16 protein-coding genes are annotated in these 22381 nt (G+C 72.9%); 9 read left to right on the top strand and 7 right to left on the bottom strand.

Annotation, left to right across the window (positions count from 1 at the left end):
* Nucleotides 1-7 precede the first annotated feature (7 nt).
* Nucleotides 8-1990: a S9 family peptidase gene (locus ACFVTF_RS22955; protein WP_387816047.1), complete on the bottom strand. Its 1983-nt coding sequence runs from the start codon at nucleotides 1988-1990 to the stop codon at nucleotides 8-10.
* A 223-nt stretch (nucleotides 1991-2213) separates the two neighbouring features.
* Between ACFVTF_RS22955 and ACFVTF_RS22950 the strand changes: the two genes are divergently transcribed.
* From ACFVTF_RS22950 to ACFVTF_RS22920, 7 genes are all read left to right on the top strand, one after another.
* Nucleotides 2214-3962, top strand: coding sequence for an acyclic terpene utilization AtuA family protein (locus ACFVTF_RS22950; RefSeq protein ID WP_387816045.1), 1749 nt, complete (start codon nucleotides 2214-2216; stop codon nucleotides 3960-3962).
* Nucleotides 3959-5557, top strand: a complete 1599-nt coding sequence (locus tag ACFVTF_RS22945) for an acyl-CoA carboxylase subunit beta (RefSeq protein WP_387816043.1) — start codon at nucleotides 3959-3961, stop codon at nucleotides 5555-5557. Before ACFVTF_RS22950 ends, ACFVTF_RS22945 begins: the two co-directional genes overlap by 4 nt.
* A 105-nt stretch (nucleotides 5558-5662) precedes the next feature.
* Complete coding sequence (locus tag ACFVTF_RS22940) at nucleotides 5663-7735, top strand: acetyl/propionyl/methylcrotonyl-CoA carboxylase subunit alpha (protein ID WP_387816041.1); 2073 nt, start codon at nucleotides 5663-5665, stop codon at nucleotides 7733-7735.
* Nucleotides 7736-7748: 13 nt separating this feature from the next.
* Nucleotides 7749-8921: an acyl-CoA dehydrogenase family protein gene (locus tag ACFVTF_RS22935; RefSeq protein ID WP_387816039.1), complete on the top strand. Its 1173-nt coding sequence runs from the start codon at nucleotides 7749-7751 to the stop codon at nucleotides 8919-8921.
* 226 nt (nucleotides 8922-9147) lie between these two features.
* Entirely contained in the window at nucleotides 9148-10785 is a 1638-nt protein-coding gene (locus ACFVTF_RS22930) for an AMP-binding protein (RefSeq protein WP_387816037.1), read from the top strand.
* A gap of 143 nt (nucleotides 10786-10928) precedes the next feature.
* A complete protein-coding gene (locus ACFVTF_RS22925; RefSeq protein WP_371515797.1) occupies nucleotides 10929-11549 on the top strand; it encodes a TetR/AcrR family transcriptional regulator in 621 nt (206 codons plus the stop codon).
* Nucleotides 11550-11695: 146 nt separating this feature from the next.
* Entirely contained in the window at nucleotides 11696-14164 is a 2469-nt protein-coding gene (locus tag ACFVTF_RS22920) for a SpoIIE family protein phosphatase (protein ID WP_387816035.1), read from the top strand.
* Nucleotides 14165-14209: 45 nt separating this feature from the next.
* Here the strand turns inward: ACFVTF_RS22920 and sph are convergent, their stop codons facing one another.
* The 3 genes from sph to ACFVTF_RS22905 all read right to left on the bottom strand — a co-directional run bounded on the left by sph (nucleotide 14210) and on the right by ACFVTF_RS22905 (nucleotide 16433).
* A complete protein-coding gene (sph, locus tag ACFVTF_RS22915; protein ID WP_371515795.1) occupies nucleotides 14210-15205 on the bottom strand; it encodes a sphingomyelin phosphodiesterase in 996 nt (331 codons plus the stop codon).
* A gap of 188 nt (nucleotides 15206-15393) precedes the next feature.
* A complete protein-coding gene (locus ACFVTF_RS22910; protein WP_387816033.1) occupies nucleotides 15394-15609 on the bottom strand; it encodes a DUF397 domain-containing protein in 216 nt (71 codons plus the stop codon).
* Nucleotides 15606-16433 (bottom strand): helix-turn-helix domain-containing protein, encoded by an 828-nt coding sequence (locus tag ACFVTF_RS22905; RefSeq protein WP_387816031.1) that lies wholly within the window; start codon nucleotides 16431-16433, stop codon nucleotides 15606-15608. Before ACFVTF_RS22905 ends, ACFVTF_RS22910 begins: the two co-directional genes overlap by 4 nt.
* Nucleotides 16434-16557: 124 nt before the next feature.
* Here ACFVTF_RS22905 and ACFVTF_RS22900 point away from each other — a divergent pair, with 124 nt between their 5' ends.
* Complete coding sequence (locus ACFVTF_RS22900; protein ID WP_387816029.1) at nucleotides 16558-16821, top strand: hypothetical protein; 264 nt, start codon at nucleotides 16558-16560, stop codon at nucleotides 16819-16821.
* Complete coding sequence (locus tag ACFVTF_RS22895) at nucleotides 16818-16991, top strand: hypothetical protein (RefSeq protein ID WP_387816027.1); 174 nt, start codon at nucleotides 16818-16820, stop codon at nucleotides 16989-16991. Before ACFVTF_RS22900 ends, ACFVTF_RS22895 begins: the two co-directional genes overlap by 4 nt.
* A gap of 229 nt (nucleotides 16992-17220) precedes the next feature.
* Here ACFVTF_RS22895 and ACFVTF_RS22890 read toward each other — a convergent pair whose 3' ends face one another.
* Genes ACFVTF_RS22890 through ACFVTF_RS22880 form a run of 3 tightly spaced genes read right to left on the bottom strand, consistent with a single transcriptional unit; the run spans nucleotide 17221 to nucleotide 22318 of the window.
* Entirely contained in the window at nucleotides 17221-18027 is an 807-nt protein-coding gene (locus ACFVTF_RS22890; RefSeq protein ID WP_387816025.1) for a thiopeptide-type bacteriocin biosynthesis protein, read from the bottom strand.
* Nucleotides 18028-18050: 23 nt separating this feature from the next.
* A complete protein-coding gene (locus ACFVTF_RS22885) occupies nucleotides 18051-19250 on the bottom strand; it encodes a lanthionine synthetase C family protein (protein WP_387816023.1) in 1200 nt (399 codons plus the stop codon).
* A complete protein-coding gene (locus ACFVTF_RS22880) occupies nucleotides 19247-22318 on the bottom strand; it encodes a lantibiotic dehydratase (RefSeq protein WP_387816021.1) in 3072 nt (1023 codons plus the stop codon). Before ACFVTF_RS22880 ends, ACFVTF_RS22885 begins: the two co-directional genes overlap by 4 nt.
* Nucleotides 22319-22381 lie beyond the last annotated feature (63 nt).

Below are 22381 nucleotides of genomic sequence, written 5' to 3'. Positions count from 1 at the left end.
TACGGGCCTACAGCCAGCGGTCGTACCAGGCGCGGATGCGCCGGAGGGCGTCGAGTTGGTGGGCGCGTTCGTGCAGCCCGTGGCCCTCTCGGGGGTAGACGACGAACTCGTGCTCGACGCCGAAGTGGCGCAGTGCGCGATGGAAGTGGACGGCCTGGCCGAGGGGGACGTTGGTGTCCTGCTCGCCGTGCAGGATCAGGACCGGGGTGCGGATCCGGGACGCGTAGGAGATCGGGCTGTTCCGGTCGTGGAGGTGCGGTCCCGGCCCGTTCCAGCCGGTGCTGCCGCCGAGCGCCGCGTCCATGGCTCCCCACTCGCCGGTCCCGGCCTGCATGCCCCAGTCGGTGATGCCCGCGCCCATCACGGCGGCCTTGAACCGCCCGGTCCGGCCGATGGCCCAGGCCGCCAGGAAGCCGCCGTGGCTCCAGCCGGAGATGCCCAGGCGTTCGGGATCGGCGACTCCCTCGGCGACCAGCAGGTCGATCCCGGCGAGGATGTCGGTCCACTCGTCGCCGCCCACCGCGCCCGCCACCACGGCGGCGAACTCATGGCCGTGGCCCGACCCGCCCCGGGGATTGGCCAGGAAGACCGCGTATCCGGCGGTCGCCAGCCACTGGCCGCAGTCGACCATGGTGAGCGTGAACTCGTCGGCATGGCGGAAGTAGGGGCCGCCGTGGACCAGGGTGACGAGCGGGAACGGGCCCTCGTCCCGGGTCCGGCCGACGGGCAGGATCAGCAGGCCGTCCAACCGGAGTCCGTCGGACGCCTGGTAGCCGAGCCGTTCCTGGACACCCCAGCGGATCCGGCGCAGTTCGGGGCTGGTGTCGCCGAGCCGGAGCAGTGGCCCGCCCGTGGGGCCCGCGTGGACGTTCCTGGGCTCGCGCGCGGTGCTCAGCAGCACGGCGAGGGTGTCTCCGGAGCGATTCGCAGTGAGCCCGGCGAGCGTGCCGAACGCGCCTGGCGTGCCGGGCGCGCCGGACAGTCGGCGGAACCGCAGCGACTGCGGATCGAGCCGGTACAGCGCGGTGTCCAGCCCGTCGGCGAACAGCGCCAGCGGCGGCCCGTCGGCGACCTGCACCAGCTCGGTGGGGCAGACGGGCATGCCGGCCGTGAGATCGCGCTGCTCGACGGCCGGGCCGGTCGCCGGCGGCACGGTGTCGATCACGGCGAGCGCGCCGACCAAGTGCCCGGGGGTCACCGCCAGGTGGGCCAGGTGCCATTCGCCGTCGTGGCGCCACCAGACCGGGGACCGGGCCTCGAATCCGACCGGGCCCAGGTCCTGGACGGCTCCCGTCTCCGGGGCGACCAGGTGCAGTCCTGCCGTCGTGACGCCGGGGTCGAGCTCGGGGGTGGCCCAGCTCAGCACGGCCAGCGGGCCGCCGTCCGGACGCTGGGCCACCTCCACGACATGACGGTCTCCGAGGCCGTCCACGGTGCGGACCACGCCGGTCGCCAGGTCGAGCAGGCGCAGCCGGGTGACGGGGAGGTGCCGGCCCCAGACCTTCGCGTCGTCACCCTCGGCCTCCCGGCGTTCGTCCTCCGGGGTGGGCTCGTCCTCGGCGAGCAGCGCGACGGTGCGGCCGTCGGCGAGCGGGTGGTGGCCGCCGATGCCTCCGCGCCGGCTGGTCAGGGGCTCTGCCTCGGCGCTGTCCCCGCTGCCGTCCAGAAGGATCCGCTGGAGTTGAGCGGTGCCCCGCTCCTCGCGCTCGGAGGTGAAGAACAGGAAAGGCGAGTCCGGCGCCCACTTCGGGGCGGCGGCGCGGGCCGTGCCGTCGGTCAGCCTGCGCGGGGCCGCGCTGCCGTCGGCGGCGGCGACCCAGACGGAGCTGTGCGGTCGTCCGTCCCTGCCGCTGTTCGCGACCACGCCGTAGGCGACCAGGCGGCCGTCCGGCGAGATGGCCGGCGTCACGGGGGCGGCCATGTCCACCACCAGTTCCGCGGTGAGCAGGCGGGTCGAATCGGGAGTCGGTCGCGGTGCGGGATGCGGCATGCGGACTGCCTTTCACTCGCCAGTACGACGGACGGACATCGTGTCGCACCGACGGGCCGGTGTCAGTCGGGTTTCGGGGAATCGGGCCGTACGCGGCCCTGCCGAGTGCGGGCGTCCTCTTGAAACAAGCAGGCGTGATTGCTTTTTTTCGCGCCCGGTGCCACGCTGCTGCCCGGCGGCGCTCGTGTGGGGGCGTCGCCAACCCGTCGGCAGGGGAGGCGCTTTGGCGCGCGAACGCTCGGTACTGCGGATCGGCAACGCCTCGGGGTTCTACGGGGACCGCTTCGCGGCGGTGCGGGAGATGCTCACCGGCGGGCCGCTGGACGTGCTCACCGGGGACTACCTGGCGGAGCTGACCATGCTCATCCTGGCCCGGGACCGCCTGAAGGACCCGTCCCTCGGCTACGCGCGGACGTTCCTGCGGCAGATGGAGGAGTGCCTCGGCCTGGCGCAGGAGCGCGGGGTGAGGATCGTGGTGAACGCGGGCGGGCTGAACCCGGCCCGGCTCGCCGCCGAACTGCGGAACCTGGCGCAGCGCCAGGGCCTCACGGTGGCCGTCGCCCACGTCGAGGGGGACGACCTGCTGCCGCGCGGGATTGAACTCGGCCTGCCCGAAGGCCTGTTGGCCGCTAACGCCTACCTCGGCGGCTTCGGGGTGGCGGCCTGCCTGGCCGCGGGCGCCGAGGTGGTGGTCACCGGGCGGGTCACCGACGCGGCGCTGGTCGCCGGGCCCGCGATCGCCCACTTCGGCTGGACGGCGGCGGACTTCGACGCCCTCGCCGGGGCGGTGGTCGCCGGGCACGTGCTGGAGTGCGGCGCCCAGGCGACGGGCGGGAACTACGCGTTCTTCCGCGAGCACGACGTCACCCGCCCGGGTTTCCCGATCGCCGAACTGCACGCCGACGGCTCCAGCGTGATCACCAAGCACCCGGGCACCGGCGGCGCCGTCACGGTGGGCACCGTCACCGCCCAACTCCTGTACGAGACAGGCGGATCGCGCTACCTGGGCCCGGACGTCACCGCCCGGCTGGACACCGTGCGGCTCGCCGAGGAGGGGCCGGACCGGGTCCGGATCGACGGGGTGCGCGGTGAGGCGCCGCCGCCCACGCTGAAGGTGGGCCTGAACCGGCTCGGCGGCCACCGCAACGAGGTGGTGTTCGTCCTCACCGGCCTCGACATCGAGGCCAAGGCCGACCTGGTGCGGCGGCAGTTCCTGGACGCCCTGCCGCCCGCCGCCCGGCCCGCCGAGCTGCGTTGGACGCTCGCCCGGACCGACCACCCGGACGCCGGCACCGAGGAGGCCGCCTCCGCCCTGCTCCGGCTCACCGCCCGCGACCCGGACCAGGCCAAGGTCGGGCGCGAACTGGGCAAGGCCGCCGTGGAGTTGGGGTTGGCCGGCTACCCGGGCTTCCACCTCACCGCGCCGCCCGGTCCTGGCGCGCCGTACGGGGTGTTCGCCGCCGCCTACGTCGACGCCGAGGCCGTCGAGCACACCGCCGTACTGCCGGACGGCCGCCGGCTCGCCGTCCCGCCGGCCCCGGTGACGGGCCGGCCGGCCGAGACCTCCGACGAGCCGGCACTCCCCGACGCAACCCCCGCAGAAATCCCCGCAGCGCTCCCCGCAGCACCTCCCGACGGCCCGACCCGCCGCGCCCCGCTCGGCCTGGTGGCCGGAGCCCGCAGCGGCGACAAGGGCGGCGACGCCAACCTCGGCGTCTGGGCCCGCTCCGAGGCGGGCTGGCGCTGGCTCGCCCACACCCTCACCGTCGACAAGCTGCGCGAACTCCTGCCCGAGACGGCCGACTTGCCCGTCACCCGGCACCTGCTCCCGAACCTGCGCGCGGTCAACTTCACCCTCACCGGCCTGCTCGGCGAGGGCGTCGCCGCCCAGCACCGCTTCGACCCGCAGGCCAAGGCCCTCGGGGAGTGGCTGCGCTCCCGCCACCTCGACATCCCGGAGGCCCTGCTGTGACCGTGCTGCCCACCCGCGTCGACCCGGCCGGGCCCGAGTACGCCGAGTACCGCGCCGCGATGCTCGCCAAGCTCGCCGGGCTGGACGCCGAGCACGCCAAGGCGCTGGCCGGCGGCGGCCCCAAGTACGTGGACCGCCACCGCGCCCGCGGCAAGCTGCTGCCGCGCGAGCGGATCGAGCTGCTGGTCGACCCGGACTCGCCGTTCCTGGAGCTGTCGCCGCTGGCCGCCTGGGGCAGCGACTACCCGGTGGGCGCGGCGCTGGTCACCGGCATCGGCGTGATCGAGGGCGTGGAGTGCCTGATCACCGCCAACGACCCGACGGTGCGCGGCGGCGCGAGCAACCCGTGGACGCTGCGCAAGGCCCTGCGCGCCAACGAGATCGCGTTCGACAACCGACTCCCGGTGGTGAACCTGGTCGAGTCCGGCGGTGCCGACCTGCCCAGCCAGAAGGAGATCTTCATCCCCGGCGGCGCGCTGTTCCGCGACCTCACCCGGCTCTCCGCGGCCGGAATCCCCACCGTGGCCGTGGTGTTCGGCAATTCGACGGCCGGCGGCGCGTACGTGCCCGGCATGTCGGACCACACCGTGCTGGTCAGGGAGCGCGCCAAGGTGTTCCTCGGCGGCCCGCCGCTGGTCAGGATGGCCACCGGCGAGGAGGCCGACGACGAGTCGCTCGGCGGCGCCGAGATGCACGCCCGCACCTCCGGCCTGGCCGACCACTTCGCGGCGGACGAGGCGGACGCGCTGCGGCTGGCCCGCCGGATCGTCGCCCGGCTGGACCACCGCAAGCCGGGCCCGTCGCCGGACCGGCTCGCCGAGCCGCCGAAGTACGACGAGGAGGAGCTGCTGGGCATCGTCCCGGGCGACCTCAAGGTGCCCTTCGACCCGCGCGAGGTGATCGCCCGGATCGTCGACGGCTCCGACTTCGACGAGTTCAAGCCGCTCTACGGCACCAGCCTGGCCACCGGCTGGGCCCGGCTGCACGGCTACCCGGTCGGCGTGCTGGCCAACGCGCAGGGCGTGCTGTTCAGCGCGGAGTCCCAGAAGGCCGCCCAGTTCATCCAGTTGGCGAACCAGCGGGACATCCCGCTGCTGTTCCTGCACAACACCACCGGCTACATGGTCGGCCGGGCGTACGAGCAGGGCGGCATCATCAAGCACGGCGCGATGATGATCAACGCCGTCGCCAACTCCCGGGTGCCGCACCTGTCGGTGCTGATCGGCGCGTCCTACGGCGCCGGCCACTACGGCATGTGCGGGCGGGCGTACGAGCCGCGCTTCCTGTTCGCCTGGCCGAGCGCCAAGTCCGCGGTGATGGGCCCGCAGCAGCTCGCCGGGGTGCTGTCGATCGTCGCCCGGCAGTCGGCCGCCGCGAAGGGGCAGCCGTACGACGAGGACGCGGACGCGGCGATCCGCGCCATGGTCGAGCAGCAGATCGAGGCCGAGTCGCTGCCGGTCTTCCTGTCCGGGCGGCTGTACGACGACGGCGTGATCGACCCGCGCGACACCCGTACGGTGCTCGGCCTGTGCCTGTCCGCGATCCACAACGCGCCGGTCGAGGGCGCGCGCGGCTACGGCGTCTTCCGGATGTGAGACGGAGCCGCGAGACGGAGCTGTGAGGCCGAGCTGTTCGACCGAGCCGTGAGACTGAGCCGCGAGACCGAGCCGCGAGGCGGAGCTGTGAGGGGCACCCGAGACATGATCACCAACCTGCTGGTCGCCAACCGTGGCGAGATCGCCCGCCGGGTCTTCCGCACCTGCCGGGCCCTGGGCGTCGCGACCACCGCCGTCCACTCCGACCCGGACGCCGGGGCCGCGCACGTCCGTGAGGCCGACGCGGCCGTGCGGCTGCCCGGCGCCGCGCCCGCCGACACCTACCTGCGCGCCGACCTGATCGTCCGCGCCGCGCTGGCGGCGGGCGCGGACGCCGTCCACCCCGGGTACGGATTCCTGTCGGAGGACGCCGGGTTCGCGCAGGCCGTGCTGGACGCCGGGCTGGTCTGGGTCGGCCCGCCGCCGGCCGCGATCGCCGCGATGGGCTCCAAGACGGCCGCCAAACGGCTGATGGCCGCGGCCGGGGTGCCCGTGCTGGACGCCCTGACCGACCCCACCGAGGCCGACCTGCCGCTCCTGGTCAAGACGGCGGCGGGCGGTGGCGGACGCGGCATGCGGGTGGTGCGCACGCTCGCGGAGCTCCCCGGCGAACTGGCCGCCGCCCGCGCCGAGGCGGCGAAGGCCTTCGGCTCGGACGAGGTGTTCTGCGAGCGCTACCTGCCCGCCGGGCGGCACGTCGAGGTCCAGCTGCTGGCCGACGCGCACGGCACGGTCTGGGCGGTCGGCGACCGCGACTGCTCGCTCCAGCGCCGGCACCAGAAGGTGATCGAGGAGGCCCCGGCCCCCGGTCTGCCCGAGGCGGTGCGCGCCGGGCTGCACGCGGCGGCCGTCAGCGCCGCCCGGGCGATCGGCTACACCGGCGCCGGTACGGCCGAGTTCATGCTCGGCGAGGACGGCCGGTTCCACTTCCTGGAGATGAACACCCGCCTCCAGGTCGAGCACCCGGTCACCGAGGCGGTCACCGGACTGGACCTGGTGGCGCTCCAACTCGCCGTCGCCGAGGGGGAGCGGCTGCCCGGGCCGGTCCCGCCGCCCGCCACCGGCTGCGCGATCGAGGCCCGGCTGTACGCGGAGGACCCGGCGAAGGACTGGCAGCCCGCCACCGGCACCCTGCACCGGCTCGAACTCACCGTTCCGCACCAGGAGTTCGACGGCCAGGGCGTCCGGCTGGACTCCGGCGTGGCGGCGGGCGACGAGATCACCCCGCACTACGACGCGATGCTCGCCAAGGTGATCGCCTGGGCACCGACCCGCGCCGCCGCCGCCCGCCGGCTGGCCGACGCGCTCGCCCGCGCCAGGGTCCACGGGCCCGCCACCAACCGGGAGTTGCTGGTCCGGGCGCTGCGGCACCCGGCCTTCCTGGCCGAACGTCTGCACACCGGCTTCCTGGCCGAGCACGCGGCCGAGCTCACCGCCCCGGACGGCAAGGAGGCCGCGCGCGCCGCCCTGGCCGCCGCCCTCGCCGACGCCGCCGCCCGGCGCACCGGGCCGCACGGCGCACTGCCGTCGGGCTGGCGCAACCTGCCCTCGCAGCCGCAGTCCAAGCGCTACCGCACCGACGACGGCACCGAGTTGGAGGTCCGATACCGCCTCACCCGGGACGGCCTGCGGGCCGACGACCACCCGCAGACGGAGCTGTTGGACGCCTCGCCCGAGCAGGTCACGCTGCGCGAGGGCGCCGTCCGGCGCGGCCACCGCGTCGCGCGCTACGGCGACCGGGTGTACGTCGACACCCCGAACGGCGGCATCGCGCTCACGGCCCTGCCGCGCTTCCCGGACCCCGCCGCCCGGGCGGACCCGGGCGCGCTGCTCGCCCCGATGCCCGGCACCGTCGTGCGCACCACCGCCGCCGTCGGCGACACCGTCACCGCCGGTCAGCCGCTACTCGTCCTGGAGGCGATGAAGATGGAGCACCGCGTCACCGCCCCCGCCGACGGCGTGTTGGTCGAACTCCGCGCCGCCCCCGGCCTTCAGGTCGAGCTCGGCGCCCTGCTCGCCGTCGTGCAGCCCGAGGCCGGGCTCACCGCCGAACCCGAGGCCGGGCTCACCGCCGAACCCGAGGCCGGGCTCACCGCCGAGCCCGAGGCCGGGCCCGCCACCGAGCCCGCCACCGAGCCCGCCGCAACAGCCGCCGTCCAGCCCGCCGCAGAAGCCTGAGGAAGGACCCCGCATGTCCACCATCGGCAGTCAGCTCATCGAGACCCCCGAACGCCGGGCCCTGCGCCAGGCCGTCGGCGACCTCGGCCGCCGCTACGGCTCCGCCTACTACATGGCCAAGGCCCGGGCCGGCGAGCCCGCCGACGAGCTGTGGGCGGACGCCGGCAAGGCCGGCTACCTCGGCGTGAACCTGCCCGCCGAGTACGGCGGCGGGGGCGGCGGCATCACCGATCTGGCCATCGTGCTGGAGGAGTTGGGCACGGCCGGCTGCCCGCTGCTGCTGCTCATCGTCTCCCCGGCGATCTGCGGCACCGTGATCGCCCGCTTCGGCACCGAGGAGCAGAAGCGGCGCTGGCTGCCCGGACTCGCCGACGGCAGCCGCAAGATGGCCTTCGGCATCACCGAGCCGGACGCCGGCTCCAACGCGCACCGGATCTCCACCGTCGCGCGCCGGGACGGCGGGGACTGGCTGCTGACCGGCCGCAAGGTGTTCGTCTCCGGCATCGACCACTGCGACGCCGTGCTGTTCGTCGCCCGCACCGAGGACGCTCGGACCGGCAGGCTCAAGCCCTGTCTGTTCATCGTCCCGCGTGACGCCGCCGGCTTCGAGTACCGGGCGATACCGATGGAACTCGTCGCCCCCGAGAAGCAGTTCCAGGTCTTCCTGGACGACGTCCGGCTGCCCGCCGACGCCCTGGTCGGCGACGAGGACGCCGGCCTGCTGCAACTGTTCGCGGGCCTCAACCCCGAGCGCGTGCTGACCGCCGCGTTCTCCCTCGGCCTGGCCCGCCAGGCCCTCGGCAAGGCCGTCGAGTACGCGAAGACCCGTACCGTCTGGTCCACCCCGATCGGCGCCCACCAGGGCCTGGCCCACCCGCTGGCCCAGTGCGCGGTGGAGATCGAGCTGGCCCGGCTGATGACCCAGAAGGCCGGGCTGCTCTACGACGCGGGGGAGGACCTGGCCGCCGGGGAGGCCGCCAACATGGCCAAGTACGCGGCCGGCGAGGCCGCCGCCCGCACCGTCGACCAGGCGGTGCAGACACTGGGCGGCAACGGCCTCACCCAGGAGTACGGGCTGGGCGCGCTGCTGGCCGCCACCCGGGTCGGCCGGGTCGCCCCGGTCAGCCGCGAGATGGTGCTCAACTTCGTCGCCCAGCACACCCTGGGCCTCCCGAAGTCCTACTAGTCCGCCTCCATCCAGGGCGCACCGCAAGCACCTGCCGAACCCACCGGACCCACCGGACCCGCTGCACCCACCAGACGCACCGGGCGAGCCTCCGGTGGGTCACCAGAGGGACTTCTCGGCGAACTTTGCAGTGGCGGACGTCATGGTCCGTATGCTCCTGTTCGTACCCTCGGTCGACCTTTCGCCGCGCCAGTCGATGCGTCAACTACCTTCCTGGAGGCTTACTTTGGTGTTCCGCAGCGAATTCCCGGACGTGCCGACGGTGGACCTGCCGATCCATGACGCGGTGCTCGGCGGCGCGGCGGCGTACGGTGACGGGCCGGCCCTGATCGACGGCGTCACCGGGGAGCGCGTCGGCTACGCGCGGCTCGCCGCCGGCGTCGATCGGGTGGCCGCCGGACTGGCCGAGGCCGGGGTGCGCCAGGGCGACGTGGTGGCCCTGTTCAGCCCCAACACGCTCGGCTACCCGACGGCCTTCTACGGCGCAACCCGGGCCGGCGCCACCGTGACCACGGTGTCCTCGATGGCCACGCCCGCCGACCTGGCCGGGCAGCTCGGCGACAGCGGCGCCCGCTGGCTGGTGACCGTCTCCCCACTCCTGGCGACCGCCCGCAAGGCCGCCGCCCTGCTCGCCGAGCAGGGCGGCCCACTGGCCGAGATCCTCGTCCTGGACGGCGCCGAGGGCCACCGCTCGCTCGCCGACCTGCTGGCCACCACCGGCCCCGCCCCCGGGATCGCCATCGACCCGGGCCGGGACGTCGCGGTGCTGCCCTACTCCAGTGGCACCACCGGACTGCCCAAGGGGGTGATGCTCACCCACCGCTCGATCGCCACCAACCTGGCCCAGTGCGACGCCCTCTACCGGCCCGCCGTGGGCGAGCGGGTGCTCGCCGTGCTGCCCTTCTTCCACATCTACGGCCTGACCGCGCTGCTCAACCAGCCGCTGCGCTGCGGCGCCACCGTGGTGGTGCTGCCCCGCTTCGACCTGGAGCAGTTCTGCCGCACCATCGAGGAGCAGCGGGTGCAGGCGCTGGTGGTCGCCCCGCCGATCGCGCTCGCCCTGGCCAGGCACCCGGTCGTGGACCGCTTCGACTTCTCCTCCGTCGAGTACCTGCTGTGCGCGGCCGCCCCGCTGGATCCGGAGCTCGCCGCCGCCTGCGCCCGCCGTCTGGGCCTGCCGCACCTCCTCCAGGGCTACGGCATGACCGAGCTGTCCCCGGTCACCCATGTGGTCTCCCCGCTGGAGAGCGACCCCTCGCCCGGCTCGGTGGGGCGGCTGATCCCGTCCACCGAGCTGCGGGTCACCGCCCTGGACGGCGCCGGCGAGGACCTCGGGCCCGGCGAGCCGGGCGAGCTGCTGATCCGGGGCCCGCAGGTGATGAAGGGGTACTTCGGCCGCCCCTCCGACACCGCCGCGGTGGTCGACGCCGAGGGCTGGCTGCACACCGGCGACGTCGGCTTCGTCGACGACCGGGGGTACCTGTACATCGTCGACCGGGTGAAGGAACTGATCAAGTACAAGGGCCACCAGGTGGCCCCGGCCGAACTGGAGGCCGTGCTGCTCGGACACCCGCAGATCGTCGACGCCGCCGTGATCGGCGTCCCGGACGCCGACGGCACCGAGTGCCCCAAGGCCTTCGTGGTCCGCGCTCCGGGCAGCGGCCTGAGCGCGGAGGACGTCACCGGCTTCGTGGCCGGGCTGGTGGCCCCGTACAAGAAGGTCCGCGCGGTGGAGTTCGTCGAGGCCGTCCCCAAGTCCGCGGCCGGCAAGATCCTCCGCCGCGAGCTGCGGGCCCGCGAGGCCTCGCGCCGTGCGTCGGCGACCGCGGCCGCCGCACCCAGCGCCCCCGAGGCCTCCCGCTGAGCGGCCGGGCCCCCGGCGGCCGAAGACCGGCGCCCGTCTGTGAGGATCGACCCGCCGAGCACGGCGGGCCCGCCGACCGTAGCGGGCCCGCCGGGCACGACCGGCCCGCCGAGCCCCCACCGGAACAGGAACCGCCGCCAGCCATGACCAGCCACCCCGCCGCCCGCACCCCCCAGCAGGACCGCAGCCGCGCCACCCGCGCCCGGCTGCTCGCGGCGGCCGTGGACTGCCTGGCCGAGCTCGGCTGGCACGGCTCCACCGTCACCGTGGTCGCCGAGCGCGCCGGAGTGTCCCGGGGCGCCGCCCAGCACCACTTCCCGACCCGCGAGGACCTGTTCACCGCCGCCGTCGAACACGTCACCGCCGAGCGGCTGGCCGCCGTCCGCGCCCACACGGACGAGCTGCCGGCCGCCGGCCCCGACCGCACCCGGGCCGTCGTCGACATGATCGTGCGCCTCTACACCGGCCCGCTGTTCCGCGCCGCCCTGCACCTGTGGACGGCCGCCGCCACCGAGGAACCGCTGCGCGAGCGGATCATCGCCCTGGAGGGGCACGTCGGCCGGGAGGCCCACCGGGCCGCCGTCGAGTTCCTGGACGCCGACGAGGCCCGCCCCGGCGTACGCGAGTCCGTGCAGGCCACCCTCGACCTCGCCCGCGGGCTGGGCCTGGCCAACCTGCTCACCGACGACAGCGTCCGACGATCCGGGGTGATCCGGCAGTGGACCGGCGTTCTGGAGAGTACGCTGCGGCCGGTACGCCCATGACTTCCGTACTACCGGAGCGGCCGGACGACCCCTGACCAAGGGGTCGCCGGGCGGCCGATGTCCGTGCAGTCTGGAGAAGAATCCCGGCCGGCACGGACCGTGAGGCCCCCGGCCGGGCACGAGCCGAACCGGGGTGCTGCCTGATCATGCACGGAAACGAGTGGGACGTGACCTCCGCCGCCGGCCCCGCACCGGGCGGCACCCCCGTACGCCCCGAAGGCCACCGACTCGTCCCGCTCGCGACGGCCCTGCTCCAGGGCGACGGCCTGATCCTGCACTGGAGCGAGGACGCCGAGGCGCTGCTCGGCTACTCCGCCGAGGAGGCCGTCGGCAGCTACGCCGCCCAGCTGCTCACCGACGGCACCGACCGCCCCGAGGTGCTGTCCCTGTTCGCCCACATCATGGGCGGCTCCACCGGCTGGTCCGGCGTCTTCCCGGTCCGCCACCGCGACGGCCACAAGGTCGACCTGGAGTTCCGCACCTACCCGATCGCCGGCCCGGCCGGCACCCTGCTGCTGCTCGCCACCGCCTCCGACATCCGCGCCCTCCAGGCCGTCGAGGCCGACCTCGCCGTCCTCGACGGCGTCTTCGACCGCTCGCCGATCGGCATGGCCGTCTACGACACCGAGCTGCGCTACGTCCGGCTCAACGAGGCGCTCGCCCGGATGAACGGCGTCCCCGTCGCCGCCCACCTCGGCCGCCGGATACCCGCGGTGCTGCCCGGCATCAACAGCGTCGAGATCGAGCAGACCATGCGGCAGGTGCTCAGGAGCGGCAAGCCCGTGGTGGACGCCCGCTCCCACGGCCGGGTGCCCGGGGACCCGAAGCGCGACCGCGCCTGGTCCGCCTCCTACTTCCGGCTGGAGGACTCCACCGGCCGGGTCTTCGGCGTCTGCTCCTCGATCATCGACGTCACCGAGCGCTTCCAGGCCGAGGCCCGCGCCGCCCGCGCCCAGGAGCGGCTCGCCACCATCGCCGAGGCGACGGCCCGGATCGGCACCACCCTCGACCTCCAGCGCACCGCTGAGGAGCTGATCGAGGCCGTCGTCCCCCGGTTCGCCGACTTCGCCACCGTCGACCTGCTGGAACCGGTGCTGCGCGGCGCCGAACCCACCCCCATCCCCTCCGACCGGACGGTCACCCTGCGTGCCGTCGCGGTCGGCGAGTCCTACGAGTCGGGCCTCGCGCACGCCGTCGACACCGTCGGCGAGACCTCCGAGTACGCCCCCGACCGCAGCTACACCCAGTGCCTGCGCAGCGGCCGCCCCCTGCTGCGCGCCCACGTGGACGCCGAGGTGCTGCGCGGCCTGGTCTCCAGCGAGGACCGGGTCGAGCCCGGCATCGCGGCGGGCATCCACTCGTACCTGATGGTGCCGCTCACCGCCCGGGGCATGGTGCTCGGCGGCTCCGAGTTCATCCGGATGCGCAACTCCGAGCCGTTCAGCGACGCCGACGTGGCGCTCGCCGAGGAACTGGTCGCCCGCACCGCGCTGGCCATCGACAACGCCCGGCTCTACCGGCGCGAGCGGGAGACGGCGCTCACCCTCCAGCGCAGCCTGCTGCCGCAGGAGATCCACCGCACCCTGGGCCTGGAGATCGCCTACCGCTACCTGCCCAGCAGCGTGGTCAGCGAGGTCGGCGGCGACTGGTTCGACGTCGTGCCGCTGTCCTGCGGACGGGTCGCCCTGGTGGTCGGCGACGTGATGGGCCACGGCATCCGGGCCGCCGCCACCATGGGCCAGCTGCGCACCGTCGCCCGCACGCTCGCCACCCTCGACATGCCGCCCGAGCAGGTCCTGACACGTCTGGACGAGACCGCCTCGGGCATCGGCGAGGGCCAGTTCGCCACCTGCATCTGCGCCGTCTACGACCCGCTGGAGCGCACCGTCCAGATCGCCTCGGCCGGCCACCTGCCGCCGGTCAAGGTCGCCCCCGACGGCACCACCAGCCGGGTCGAGGTGCCGCCCGGAGTGCCGCTGGGCGTCGGCGGGGTGGCCTTCGAGTCGATCGAGTTCACCCTGCCCGAGGGCGGCATGGTCACCCTCTACACCGACGGCCTGGTCGAGCGGCGCGGCCAGGACCTCGACGACGGCATCGACCTGCTGGCCGACACCCTCGCCGGGCCCGGCCGCACCCTGGAGGAGAACTGCGACGCCGTCCTCGGCGCCCTCGTCACCGACGGCACCGAGGACGACATCGCGATGATCATGGCGCGGGTGCTGCCGCTGCCCGCCGACCGGATCGCCACCCTCCCGCTCACCGGCGGCGGCCGGCTGCCCGGCCAGGCCCGCCGCTTCACCCGCGCCACCCTGGACGCCTGGGGCCTGACCGCCCTCTCCGACTACGCCGAACTGCTGGTCAGTGAGCTGGTCACGAACGCCCTGCTGCACGCCGGGGCCCCGCGGCGGCTGCGGCTGTTCCGCGACCGGGTGCTCACCCTGGAGGTCTCCGACGCCGGCGGGGCGGCCCCGCAGCTGCGCCCCTTCGCCGAGCAGGACGAGGGCGGGCGCGGCATGTTCCTGGTCAGCGAGCTGGCCCAGCGCTGGGGCAGCCGGCTGACCAGGGACGGCAAGGTGGTCTGGGCCGAGCTGGAACTGCCCTTCGGGGCTGTTTAGTTCCCCGTCGGCGCGGGTTGGTCCCCCGTCAGTGCGCTTCCCCGGTCAGTGCGCGGCGAGCGGGTAGTGGTCGGAGAGGTCGGTGTAGGTGTAGCTCTTGCCCCAACTGCTCACCGTCCACGGCGCGCTGTGCGTGCGCAGGACCTGGTTGGTGTACTGCTGCGGGCGGGCGTGGTCGGCCCGATAGAGCACGTAGTCCAGGTCCTCCTTGGGCTCGCCCGGGTAGCGGTAGGCGGCGATGGAGTTGTCGGCGGTGTCGAAGGAGTACGGCCAGCCGGTGCGGGCGGAGGCCGGTGCCAGGTTGGCGTTGTCCAGCAGGGCCTGGTACTCGGAGCCGTGCGAGTCGATGTTGAGGTCGCCGGCGAGCAGGATCGGCTCGTTCGCCGGGATCTGCTTGGCGTCCAGGAAGCCGCGCATGGCCGTGAGCTGCTTGGCCCGGATGGCGGCCGGCTGGCCGCTGGAGCAGCCCGAGTCGGTGGACTGCAGGTGGGTGCCGACCACGTGGGTGCGCTGGCCGTTGACGTTCAGGACGGCGTAGACGAAGCCCTTGTTCGAGAAGTAGTCCGAGCCGCAGGCGTCCTTGAAGACGTACTGCTCCTTGCGCAGGATCGGCCACTTGCTGAGCAGCGTCACGCCGCCGTCCTCGGGGGTGGCGGAGCTGTAGCTGCCGGAGGTCGCGTCCCAGCCGCTGGTGGAGCGGCCGACGACCGGGGTGTGGTACGGGTAGGCGGCCGAGGCCTTGGCGGTCAGGGCGTCGGAGGCCGCGTTGTCGAAGGCCTCCTCCAGGACGACCACGTCGTGGCCCTGGAAGAAGTCCGCCGAGGCGATCGCCTGCGCCCGGTACTGCTGGCCCCAGTTGGGGTAGAGGGTCGTGCTCATCAGGAACGTGTTGTACGTGAGGACGTCCAGCGCGGGCGCGGTGACCGGGGCGGACTCGGTCGTGGCGCCGGTGGCAGCCGTGGCGGGGGCGGTGGCGAGCGCGCCGAGCACGGCGGCGGCAGCACAGGCGGCGGCGGCCTTGCGGAGGGACGACAGCGGCATTGGGGCTCCGTGAGGGTGTGACGTGAACGCGACGGTCAGCGGATGTTGTACATCCAACGTTGCCGCCCGCACGGTGCACAAGACCGCGCACGAGCATTCGGTGAACGCAGTTGAAACACTGTCACCACCCAGAACGCGCGAACCCCACTACCCGGAGTGGGTAGTGGGGCTCGCGAGAGTCGTGTGCGTCAGACCTCGCCGAACTCGCCGGCCCGGACGGCGGCGACGAACGACGACCAGGCGGCGGCGGGGAAGACGAGAGCAGGACCCTCGGGGTCCTTGGAGTCACGGACGGGCAGTACACCCGGGAAGCCAGGAGCCACCTCGATGCAGTTGCCCCCGTTGTTGCTGTAGCCGGACTTACGCCACTCGGCACTGGCCAGGTTGGGGATGGGGCCGGTCATTCATAGTCCTTCCGAACAGTGCGGATCTTGGCAAGCGAAGCCACCTTGGAAAGTGACTCCACCTGGAGCTGATCGTAGTCACGGCTCCACGCCTCGACCGTCTTGCGGTCCCGTTCCAGGATGCCACGTGCCTGTGACTCCGCATAGCCGATGGTGGAGCGATCCGGCAGGGTCAACAGAACGATGGGCATCGTGAACGGGATGTGCTCGCCAAGCGTCACCGGGGCTACCTGGAGTGTGAGAAACGGGAGTTCGGCCAGGCTCTCAAGGTGCCGAAGCTGTGCCTGCATGACGGCCGGGCCTCCGACGGGTCGGCGCAGGCAGCTCTCGTCCATGACCGCGTGAAGCACGGGGATGCGTTCGGCTCGGATGATTTGCTGCCGATCCATGAGGAAGGCGACTCGTTGTGCGGCCTGCTCCTTGGTGATGCTGCCTCGGAGAACTGCGGCGTTCGCCAGGGCGCTTGCATACTCCTCGGTCTGGAAGAGTCCAGGGACCACGTTCAGCTCGAACGTCCGTATCTTCCGGCAGCGGGCCTCCTCCCTGGCGAACTCTTCGAACCCCTCCAGCAGGCTGGCGTGCTCGATCTGGCGGAACAGTTCCCGGAACTTGTCCCCTGTATCGAGCGCTTGATCGGCTGCCGTGGCGAAGTTAATGGTTACGGGCTTCTTAGCTCCTTCGACGTACGACACCAGGGCGTGACTGAAGCCCATGATTTTGGCGAGCTTGGTCTGGGAGAGGTTCCTCGCACGCCGTGACCTGCGAAGCTCGTTTCCGAAGCGAATGGCCGGAGATGACGGTTGATCAGTCTCCTCGAACTCCATGATTCACCGTGCCTTGTAACTCGACGAAACGGTCAACGGTTAAGCCCTTCCGATCGTAGAGGCTGTCGCGCCACCATGGCTACACCAAGTGACACGCCAAGAGCGAAGCGCTACGGAGACCCCCATGCCCGAAGACCCGAAATCCGTGCTGCCCGACTTCGTCCGCAACGAGGTGGTGCGGGACCTGAAGCACCGAGACGACGATGGCCAGCCGAAGGAGGGGGTCTTCATGGAGATCCTCTGCGGGGCGGCCTTCCTGAGGCCGCTCGGCGGGGGGTGCGAGTGGACGACCAGGCCCGATCAGCTGCGACGGTGCGACCCCAGGGAGATCGCGCCGGGCACGGGCAGCAACTCCCAGCGTCGGCCGATGTTTCCGGAGCCGGCGTGACCTCGGGGGAGTTGCTGCTCGCCGGGCTGCACCTCAGCTCGTTGGCGGCCGGCGGCTTCACCGTGGTGGCGGGGACGACGCAACGAAACGCGATCGAGCCGACCACCGAGCCGACCGCCGAGCCGCCGGTTCAACACCCGTGCAGCTGCGGCACGTTCATGCCGGACTGACAACACGCTCCCGCCACCGCGCCGCGAGTGCTCATCCCGCGCGGCGGCGGGGTCCAACGCCCGTCCGTGAAGGACAGTCACGGACGGGCGCCGGCAGGCCTACCTCCCCTGCCGGCCGGCTCCGAGGGCACGTTGGCGCCAGACCCTCGCCGAGCCGCACCGCTCCCCGCCAGTGGCCCCCTCTGGCGGGGAGCGGCCACCCCTCGATCACCGGTCGGTGGAGTCGAGATCACGTTCCTAGAACAACGTCTTTGGCTGCCAGAGCCAGAACGCTCTGGGCCGAGTAGGGGAGCCCGAGGCGATTCCAGTGGAAGATCACGTGATGGGTGATCACCGCGCGCAGGCCTCGGCCAAGTCGGCCCTCGGACCACACTAGGTACAGCGCGTGGCCCGTCTCCTCGGCGGCGTCCAACCAGGTCGTGCTGAGGTCTGCGGACTCGTCGGAGGCCGAGATGAGTCCCGACCGGGGATCGGCAACGAGCAACTGGCGCACGGCGTCCCGGAGCTTGCGCATCTGGTCTTCGGTCGCGCCGCCGGTGTTCGGCCGGTTCTCTGCCACGCGGGCCCAGACGTCGCCTTGCTCGTACCAGTCGAGGCCTGCACCGCGCATCAGCGCCGCGCACAGCAGCACCGACAGCTCCCGGCGGCGGTCCGGGCCGGGGAGTCGCAGGTAGTCCAGGACGTGTTGGCTGTCCTGGTGGAAGAACTGGTGGGCGGTGTTCATCGCCTGCTGGCCGCCGAAGGCGTGGATTTCGGGCTCGTAGGTCTTCTCAACCCAGCTTTCGACGGCACCGTGCTCCCGCATGGTTTCCAGTGCGCCCATCACCACGGCCTTGGCTGCGGTGGTGGCGGCCTGGTTCGTGGAGTTGTACCGCAGCCGCCACTCGCCCTTGCGGATGAAGAACCAGGACTCCACCGGCCCGGTGCCCGTCACCCGCAGCGCATCCCCGAGGTGGTCAGCCGCCGCCTGCTCGGTGCGGTGGCGGTCCGAGAACCGGATGTCCACCTGTTGCCACAGCTCGTGTCCGTCGTCCATCCCCATCCCCTTTCGCCGGTATGTCAGTTGAGCAGGAGACAGCTGTCCCACCCGGTGGCCGGAGCGGTTCCCGTCGCGGTGTGCAGGGCCAGCGTGAGCCCGGCCGAACCGTCCAGGAACCCAGAGTGGGGGACCTGCGGGCCGCTGACCAGGTACGGCAGCAGAGTGGCCAACCGCTCGGTGATCTCGGGGCCGGCCGCGTCGGCGGCGACGCGGCCGGCGGCCTGGAACAGCCCGGCCCAGCCGTGACACAGACCGCCGTCGGTGATCCGTGCCAGTTGGGCCGGGTCGGCGAGGCAGTCGAGCAGCGCGGTCTCGGCGAGCCGCTGGCGGGCAGGGTCGTCGGTGGCCTGTCCGGCGAGCTGTTGGGCCCGGGCCAGCCCCGGGGTGCCGTAGCACCAGGACGGCCGCATGGGTGCCTGTTGGTGGACGACGCCGGTTCGATGCTCGTCCAGGGTGATCCACTCCGGCCACCATGCCCCGGTGGTGGTGCGCTGCTGCCACTGGTCGAGCCAGTTGCAGATCCGGCCGATCGCCTGGGCGTGGCCGTCCACCGTGATCCCGCGCTTCATGGCCAGGCTCAGCAATGCGAGGGGCCCGGCGATGCCGTGGGCCGTGCCCTGGTTCGCGTGGCCGTCAGGGAACTGCGGCGAGAGTTCGCCGGAGGGAGCCAGGTCGGTCCACCAGCCGGGCAAGCCGTACGGGGGCACACCGATCGGTTCGGTCAGGCGCACCAGATAGGCGAGCACATCGCGGAGCACCTGGCCGTGCGGATCTCGGCGAAGGTGGTGGGCTCCGAGCCCGGTCAGGCCGTAGATCAGATCGAACTCGGCGAGGGCGGGCCGCTGGCGGCGGTCGATGCGGGCGTGAGCCGCCTTCAGCCGCTCCCGGGTCACGGCGGTGGTGGCGGAGTCCAGCACCGTGAGTGCCCGGTCGTAGCGACCGGGGTGAGCTGCGCCGTGGAAGGTGAAGGCGAGGGCCGGGGCGCCGTAGAAGAGCGTGGCGTGCTCGCCGGTCTCCGCACCTTCGCGGATCGAGGCGGCAAGCCAGTGGTGCGCGGTATCCCAGCTGCCCCGGCCGGCGGCGGCGCGCTCGACGGCCAGCAGCGCGAGGGCGGCGGTGCCGCGGATCAGCGACTGCGGGTCGAGATCGTCGTCGACGTCAGGGTGCACCACCTCCTCGGCAAGGCGGTCGGCCGCGACTTCGGAGACGCTCGCGGTCACCGTCGACTCCTCCCGATCCGGTTTGTCCAGGAGAGCGCGGCTGCTCGGGCGAGGCGGTTGGCCGCGCGTTCGCCGTCGCGGTCCAGGCCGTGGGTGCGGATGTGGTGCAGGTGCAGCAGGGTCGGCAGTACCTCGCCGGCCTCAAGGCCGCCAGTGGCCGCCAGACGGTCGCGGTAGGCCGCGAGCGCCAACCGGCGCTCTTCCCAAAGCTGGAGAAGTCCGGGATCGAGCAGGGTGCCGCGGGTGTCCGGGGCGGCCAGCTGGACAGCCTCGGCGAGCACCGCCCGGCCCAGCGGTTCCTTGTGGCCGGTGCTGATGTGGTTGACGAGCCAGTTCATCCCGGTCGGGGCGTCACCCAGGAAGGCGGTCGCCAGGTCTAGGAAGCTTGCGGCCGTCAGCGCGCCGGGGTCGGTGTGGCCGTTCGTGGCGGTGAGCTGGGCGACGGCGGCGGCGGAGTCGGCGACGAACACCCGCTCGGCCGCCGCCATCGCCTCGTTGCCGCCGAAGCGACCGGACTCCGGAAGGTAGGTATCGAACTGGAGGCGTCCGACCAGGCCCAGCCCGCGCAGGCGCACGGCCCAGGCGCCAACTCGGGCGGCGACGGGCCCGAAGTCCTCGGGGCCGCCGAGTCGCAGCCGCAGCCGCAGGTGGTGCTCGGGATCGGCGTAGCGCAGAAACCACCATCGGGGCCGCTCGTCGAAGCCGTCCAGAAGTTCCGGCAGATGGGCGGTGAGGATCTGCGCCTGGCGGGCAGGGTGGCCGTACACCTTGGCGTACAGCCACGTTGAGTGGCCGGGCAGGTGCCCTCGGACGGTCCCGACCGCCTTCCGGTGGACGCGGCGCAGGCGACCGGGCGGGGTGGTGGCGCTCAGCGGCAGGACGATCTCGTGCGTCCGGCCGTCCAGCCAGCCGTCGTCGTCCGGTTCGCCGGCCTCGGTCAGCACGGCTGTTCCTCGTTGGTCGAGGTGGGCGCGCAGCAACGCGAGGTGGGCGGGCTCGTCAAGATCCAGCCGCAGTTGGAGGCCGTTGTCGTCCAGCTGCACGAGGTCGGGCACGCGTAGCCGCGCCCGCCAGCCGTCCACCGCAGCGGCCCAACGTGGCCACGCTTCGCCGTGAACGGGCAGTCCGGCAGAGGCGAGGGTCCAGCGAGCGGGGGAGAGCACGGTCCGGCCGTACCGGATTCGGGGCAGGAACGGCAGCTCGTCGCCCGCACCCCAGTAGAACGCCTGGAAGGTGGCGGTGTGAGAGCGGACCAATTCGCACAGGAACCGGGCGACGGGCTGAGTGTGGTGGAGGAAGTCCACCGCGTTCATCACGGTGGGCTCGACCGAGCGGCCGGTCGAGAGGGAGACGAGCCGCAGACGGGAGCCGTCGCTGGTGACCGCCAGGTCGTCCAAGGGGATTGTCCGATCACCCGCCGGGGCGTGCTCGGCGAGCGGAATCACGGTGGGCAGCACGGCGGGGGAGCGATGGACGTTGCCGGTGCGCACGTACATCGGTGGACCGGACACCTGGGCCAGCACCGCGCCCTCGTCCATCGTTGCCAACCGCGCGTAGGCGGCGGCCATGCGGTCCCGATCCGCCGGGTCGAACAGATGGAGGAAGCGGCCGGCAGTCGCCCCAGCGGCCCGCATCGCACCGAGCACGACCAGCCGGAACGCCCCGCTGTCCAGAGCGGCGTGTGAGGCAGCCTGGAGACGGAACGACAGCTCGACGTGAGGCGTCGGCTGGGCGTTTGCGCTGCCGTCGACGGCGAGTTCGGCCACCGTCCGATCGTCCAGTACCACTTCGCCCCGGCCGTCGATCGCGGCATACTGCGCCAGGGCCAGGAGCCGGCGGTCACGCCGGGACACATCCGATGCGGGCTTCTTGAGGAGCGAACCGCGGTAGGTCGCAGGGAAGCCGAGCCCCGTGTCGGCGTGGACCAGGTCGGTTACGGGGATCAGCGCACCGGGCCCGTAGCGCTCCACGAACTGCTGGTGGTAGGCCCCCCACACCGAGCTGCCGAACGGGTACGGCGTCAACCGGGCCAGCACCCCGGCTGCGGCTGCGGCCTCACGGGCGACTTCCTCCGGTAGCGTGATCGCGCAGTCCAGCCGAAGGTCGGTCATCAACGGCTGAGCCACCGAGCTGCACGAGGCCCGCATGCGGTCGACGGCATGCCGACCGATGCGGCGCCGGTCGGCATCGGTTGCGGTGTTGTGCGCAGCCAGGGCCTCGCTGATCCCGCGGAGTTCGTCCAGCAGGATCTGCGCCTGGGGCAGATCCTTGGCGCCGGCGCGCTCCAACTGCTCCACGAGGTGGCTGAGTGGATCGGTGACGGTGGCCGGTGCGTGCAGGGCGGTGATCAGGAACCGCTGCTGGATGAGGCCGGCCAGTACGCCGGTGATCGCGGCAGTCGGCGCGTCGGGGAATCCGGCAGCCAGCAGCTCGCCGAGTTCGCGCACCGTCAGGGGGGTGCGGGCAGCGGCCATCACCGATTGGACGGGCCGACTGTGGCGCACGGCGACCTCCGACGGGCTGATGTCGTCGTTGCCGTCGGTGCTGGGCTGGAGCGGCAGTACCAGACGCTCGTCTCGGACGAAACAAAGGTTGTTCGCCACCACCGGTAACTGCTCCCGCAGTTCGGGTATCGCCTCCAGCTGCCGGATCGTCTCGTCCAACCACGCCGCGTCCGGCCTCGCCGAGGCGCGGTGCTCACCGCCCCAGTGGGTGGTGCTGTGCGACCCGAGGCCGACGGGTGCCACCCCGGCGAACAGACCGAACGGGGTGGCACGGCCGGTGAGCCTGAGCAGATACCGGACGGTGGACAGTACGGTCCGCCGAAGGTGCCGCTCAGACAGAGGACGACCGTCGCAGACCTGCCCGATGTGCTCGGCCAAACCGGGGCTGGCCACCTCGATAGCCTCGACGACCGTGGGAAGCTCCCGGACCTGGCACAGCCAGTCCCGCCAGCGCTCGGCCTGGCCGGGAGTCCGGTCTTCGCCCAGATGCGGCCACGGCGGCAGCCGCAGACCGGCGGGGTGGGAGACGGCCCGGATCAGGGCCGCATCGACGTGCTCGTACAACGTGCCACCTCGTGATTCTCCGCAGCCCCGGCCCGGTGCTCCAGGCGCACCGGGCCGGACGTG

The organism is Kitasatospora sp. NPDC057940 (assembly GCF_042887425.1).
GTDB lineage: Bacteria > Actinomycetota > Actinomycetes > Streptomycetales > Streptomycetaceae > Kitasatospora.
The sequence above is the reverse complement of the archived record's forward strand: the minus strand, read 5'-3'. Positions and strand labels throughout refer to the sequence as shown.

Bases quoted from the DNA above. Each gene is read 5' to 3' on its own strand.
- ACFVTF_RS22955 (WP_387816047.1), bottom strand. From the start codon at position 1,990: ATGCCGCATCCCGCACCGCGACCGACTCCCGATTCGACCCGCCTGCTC.
- ACFVTF_RS22940 (WP_387816041.1), top strand. From the start codon at position 5,663: ATGATCACCAACCTGCTGGTCGCCAACCGTGGCGAGATCGCCCGCCGG.
- ACFVTF_RS22935 (WP_387816039.1), top strand. From the start codon at position 7,749: ATGTCCACCATCGGCAGTCAGCTCATCGAGACCCCCGAACGCCGGGCC.
- ACFVTF_RS22925 (WP_371515797.1), top strand. From the start codon at position 10,929: ATGACCAGCCACCCCGCCGCCCGCACCCCCCAGCAGGACCGCAGCCGC.
- ACFVTF_RS22920 (WP_387816035.1), top strand. From the start codon at position 11,696: ATGCACGGAAACGAGTGGGACGTGACCTCCGCCGCCGGCCCCGCACCG.
- sph (WP_371515795.1), bottom strand. From the start codon at position 15,205: ATGCCGCTGTCGTCCCTCCGCAAGGCCGCCGCCGCCTGTGCTGCCGCC.
- ACFVTF_RS22910 (WP_387816033.1), bottom strand. From the start codon at position 15,609: ATGACCGGCCCCATCCCCAACCTGGCCAGTGCCGAGTGGCGTAAGTCC.
- ACFVTF_RS22905 (WP_387816031.1), bottom strand. From the start codon at position 16,433: ATGGAGTTCGAGGAGACTGATCAACCGTCATCTCCGGCCATTCGCTTC.
- ACFVTF_RS22900 (WP_387816029.1), top strand. From the start codon at position 16,558: ATGCCCGAAGACCCGAAATCCGTGCTGCCCGACTTCGTCCGCAACGAG.
- ACFVTF_RS22890 (WP_387816025.1), bottom strand. From the start codon at position 18,027: ATGGACGACGGACACGAGCTGTGGCAACAGGTGGACATCCGGTTCTCG.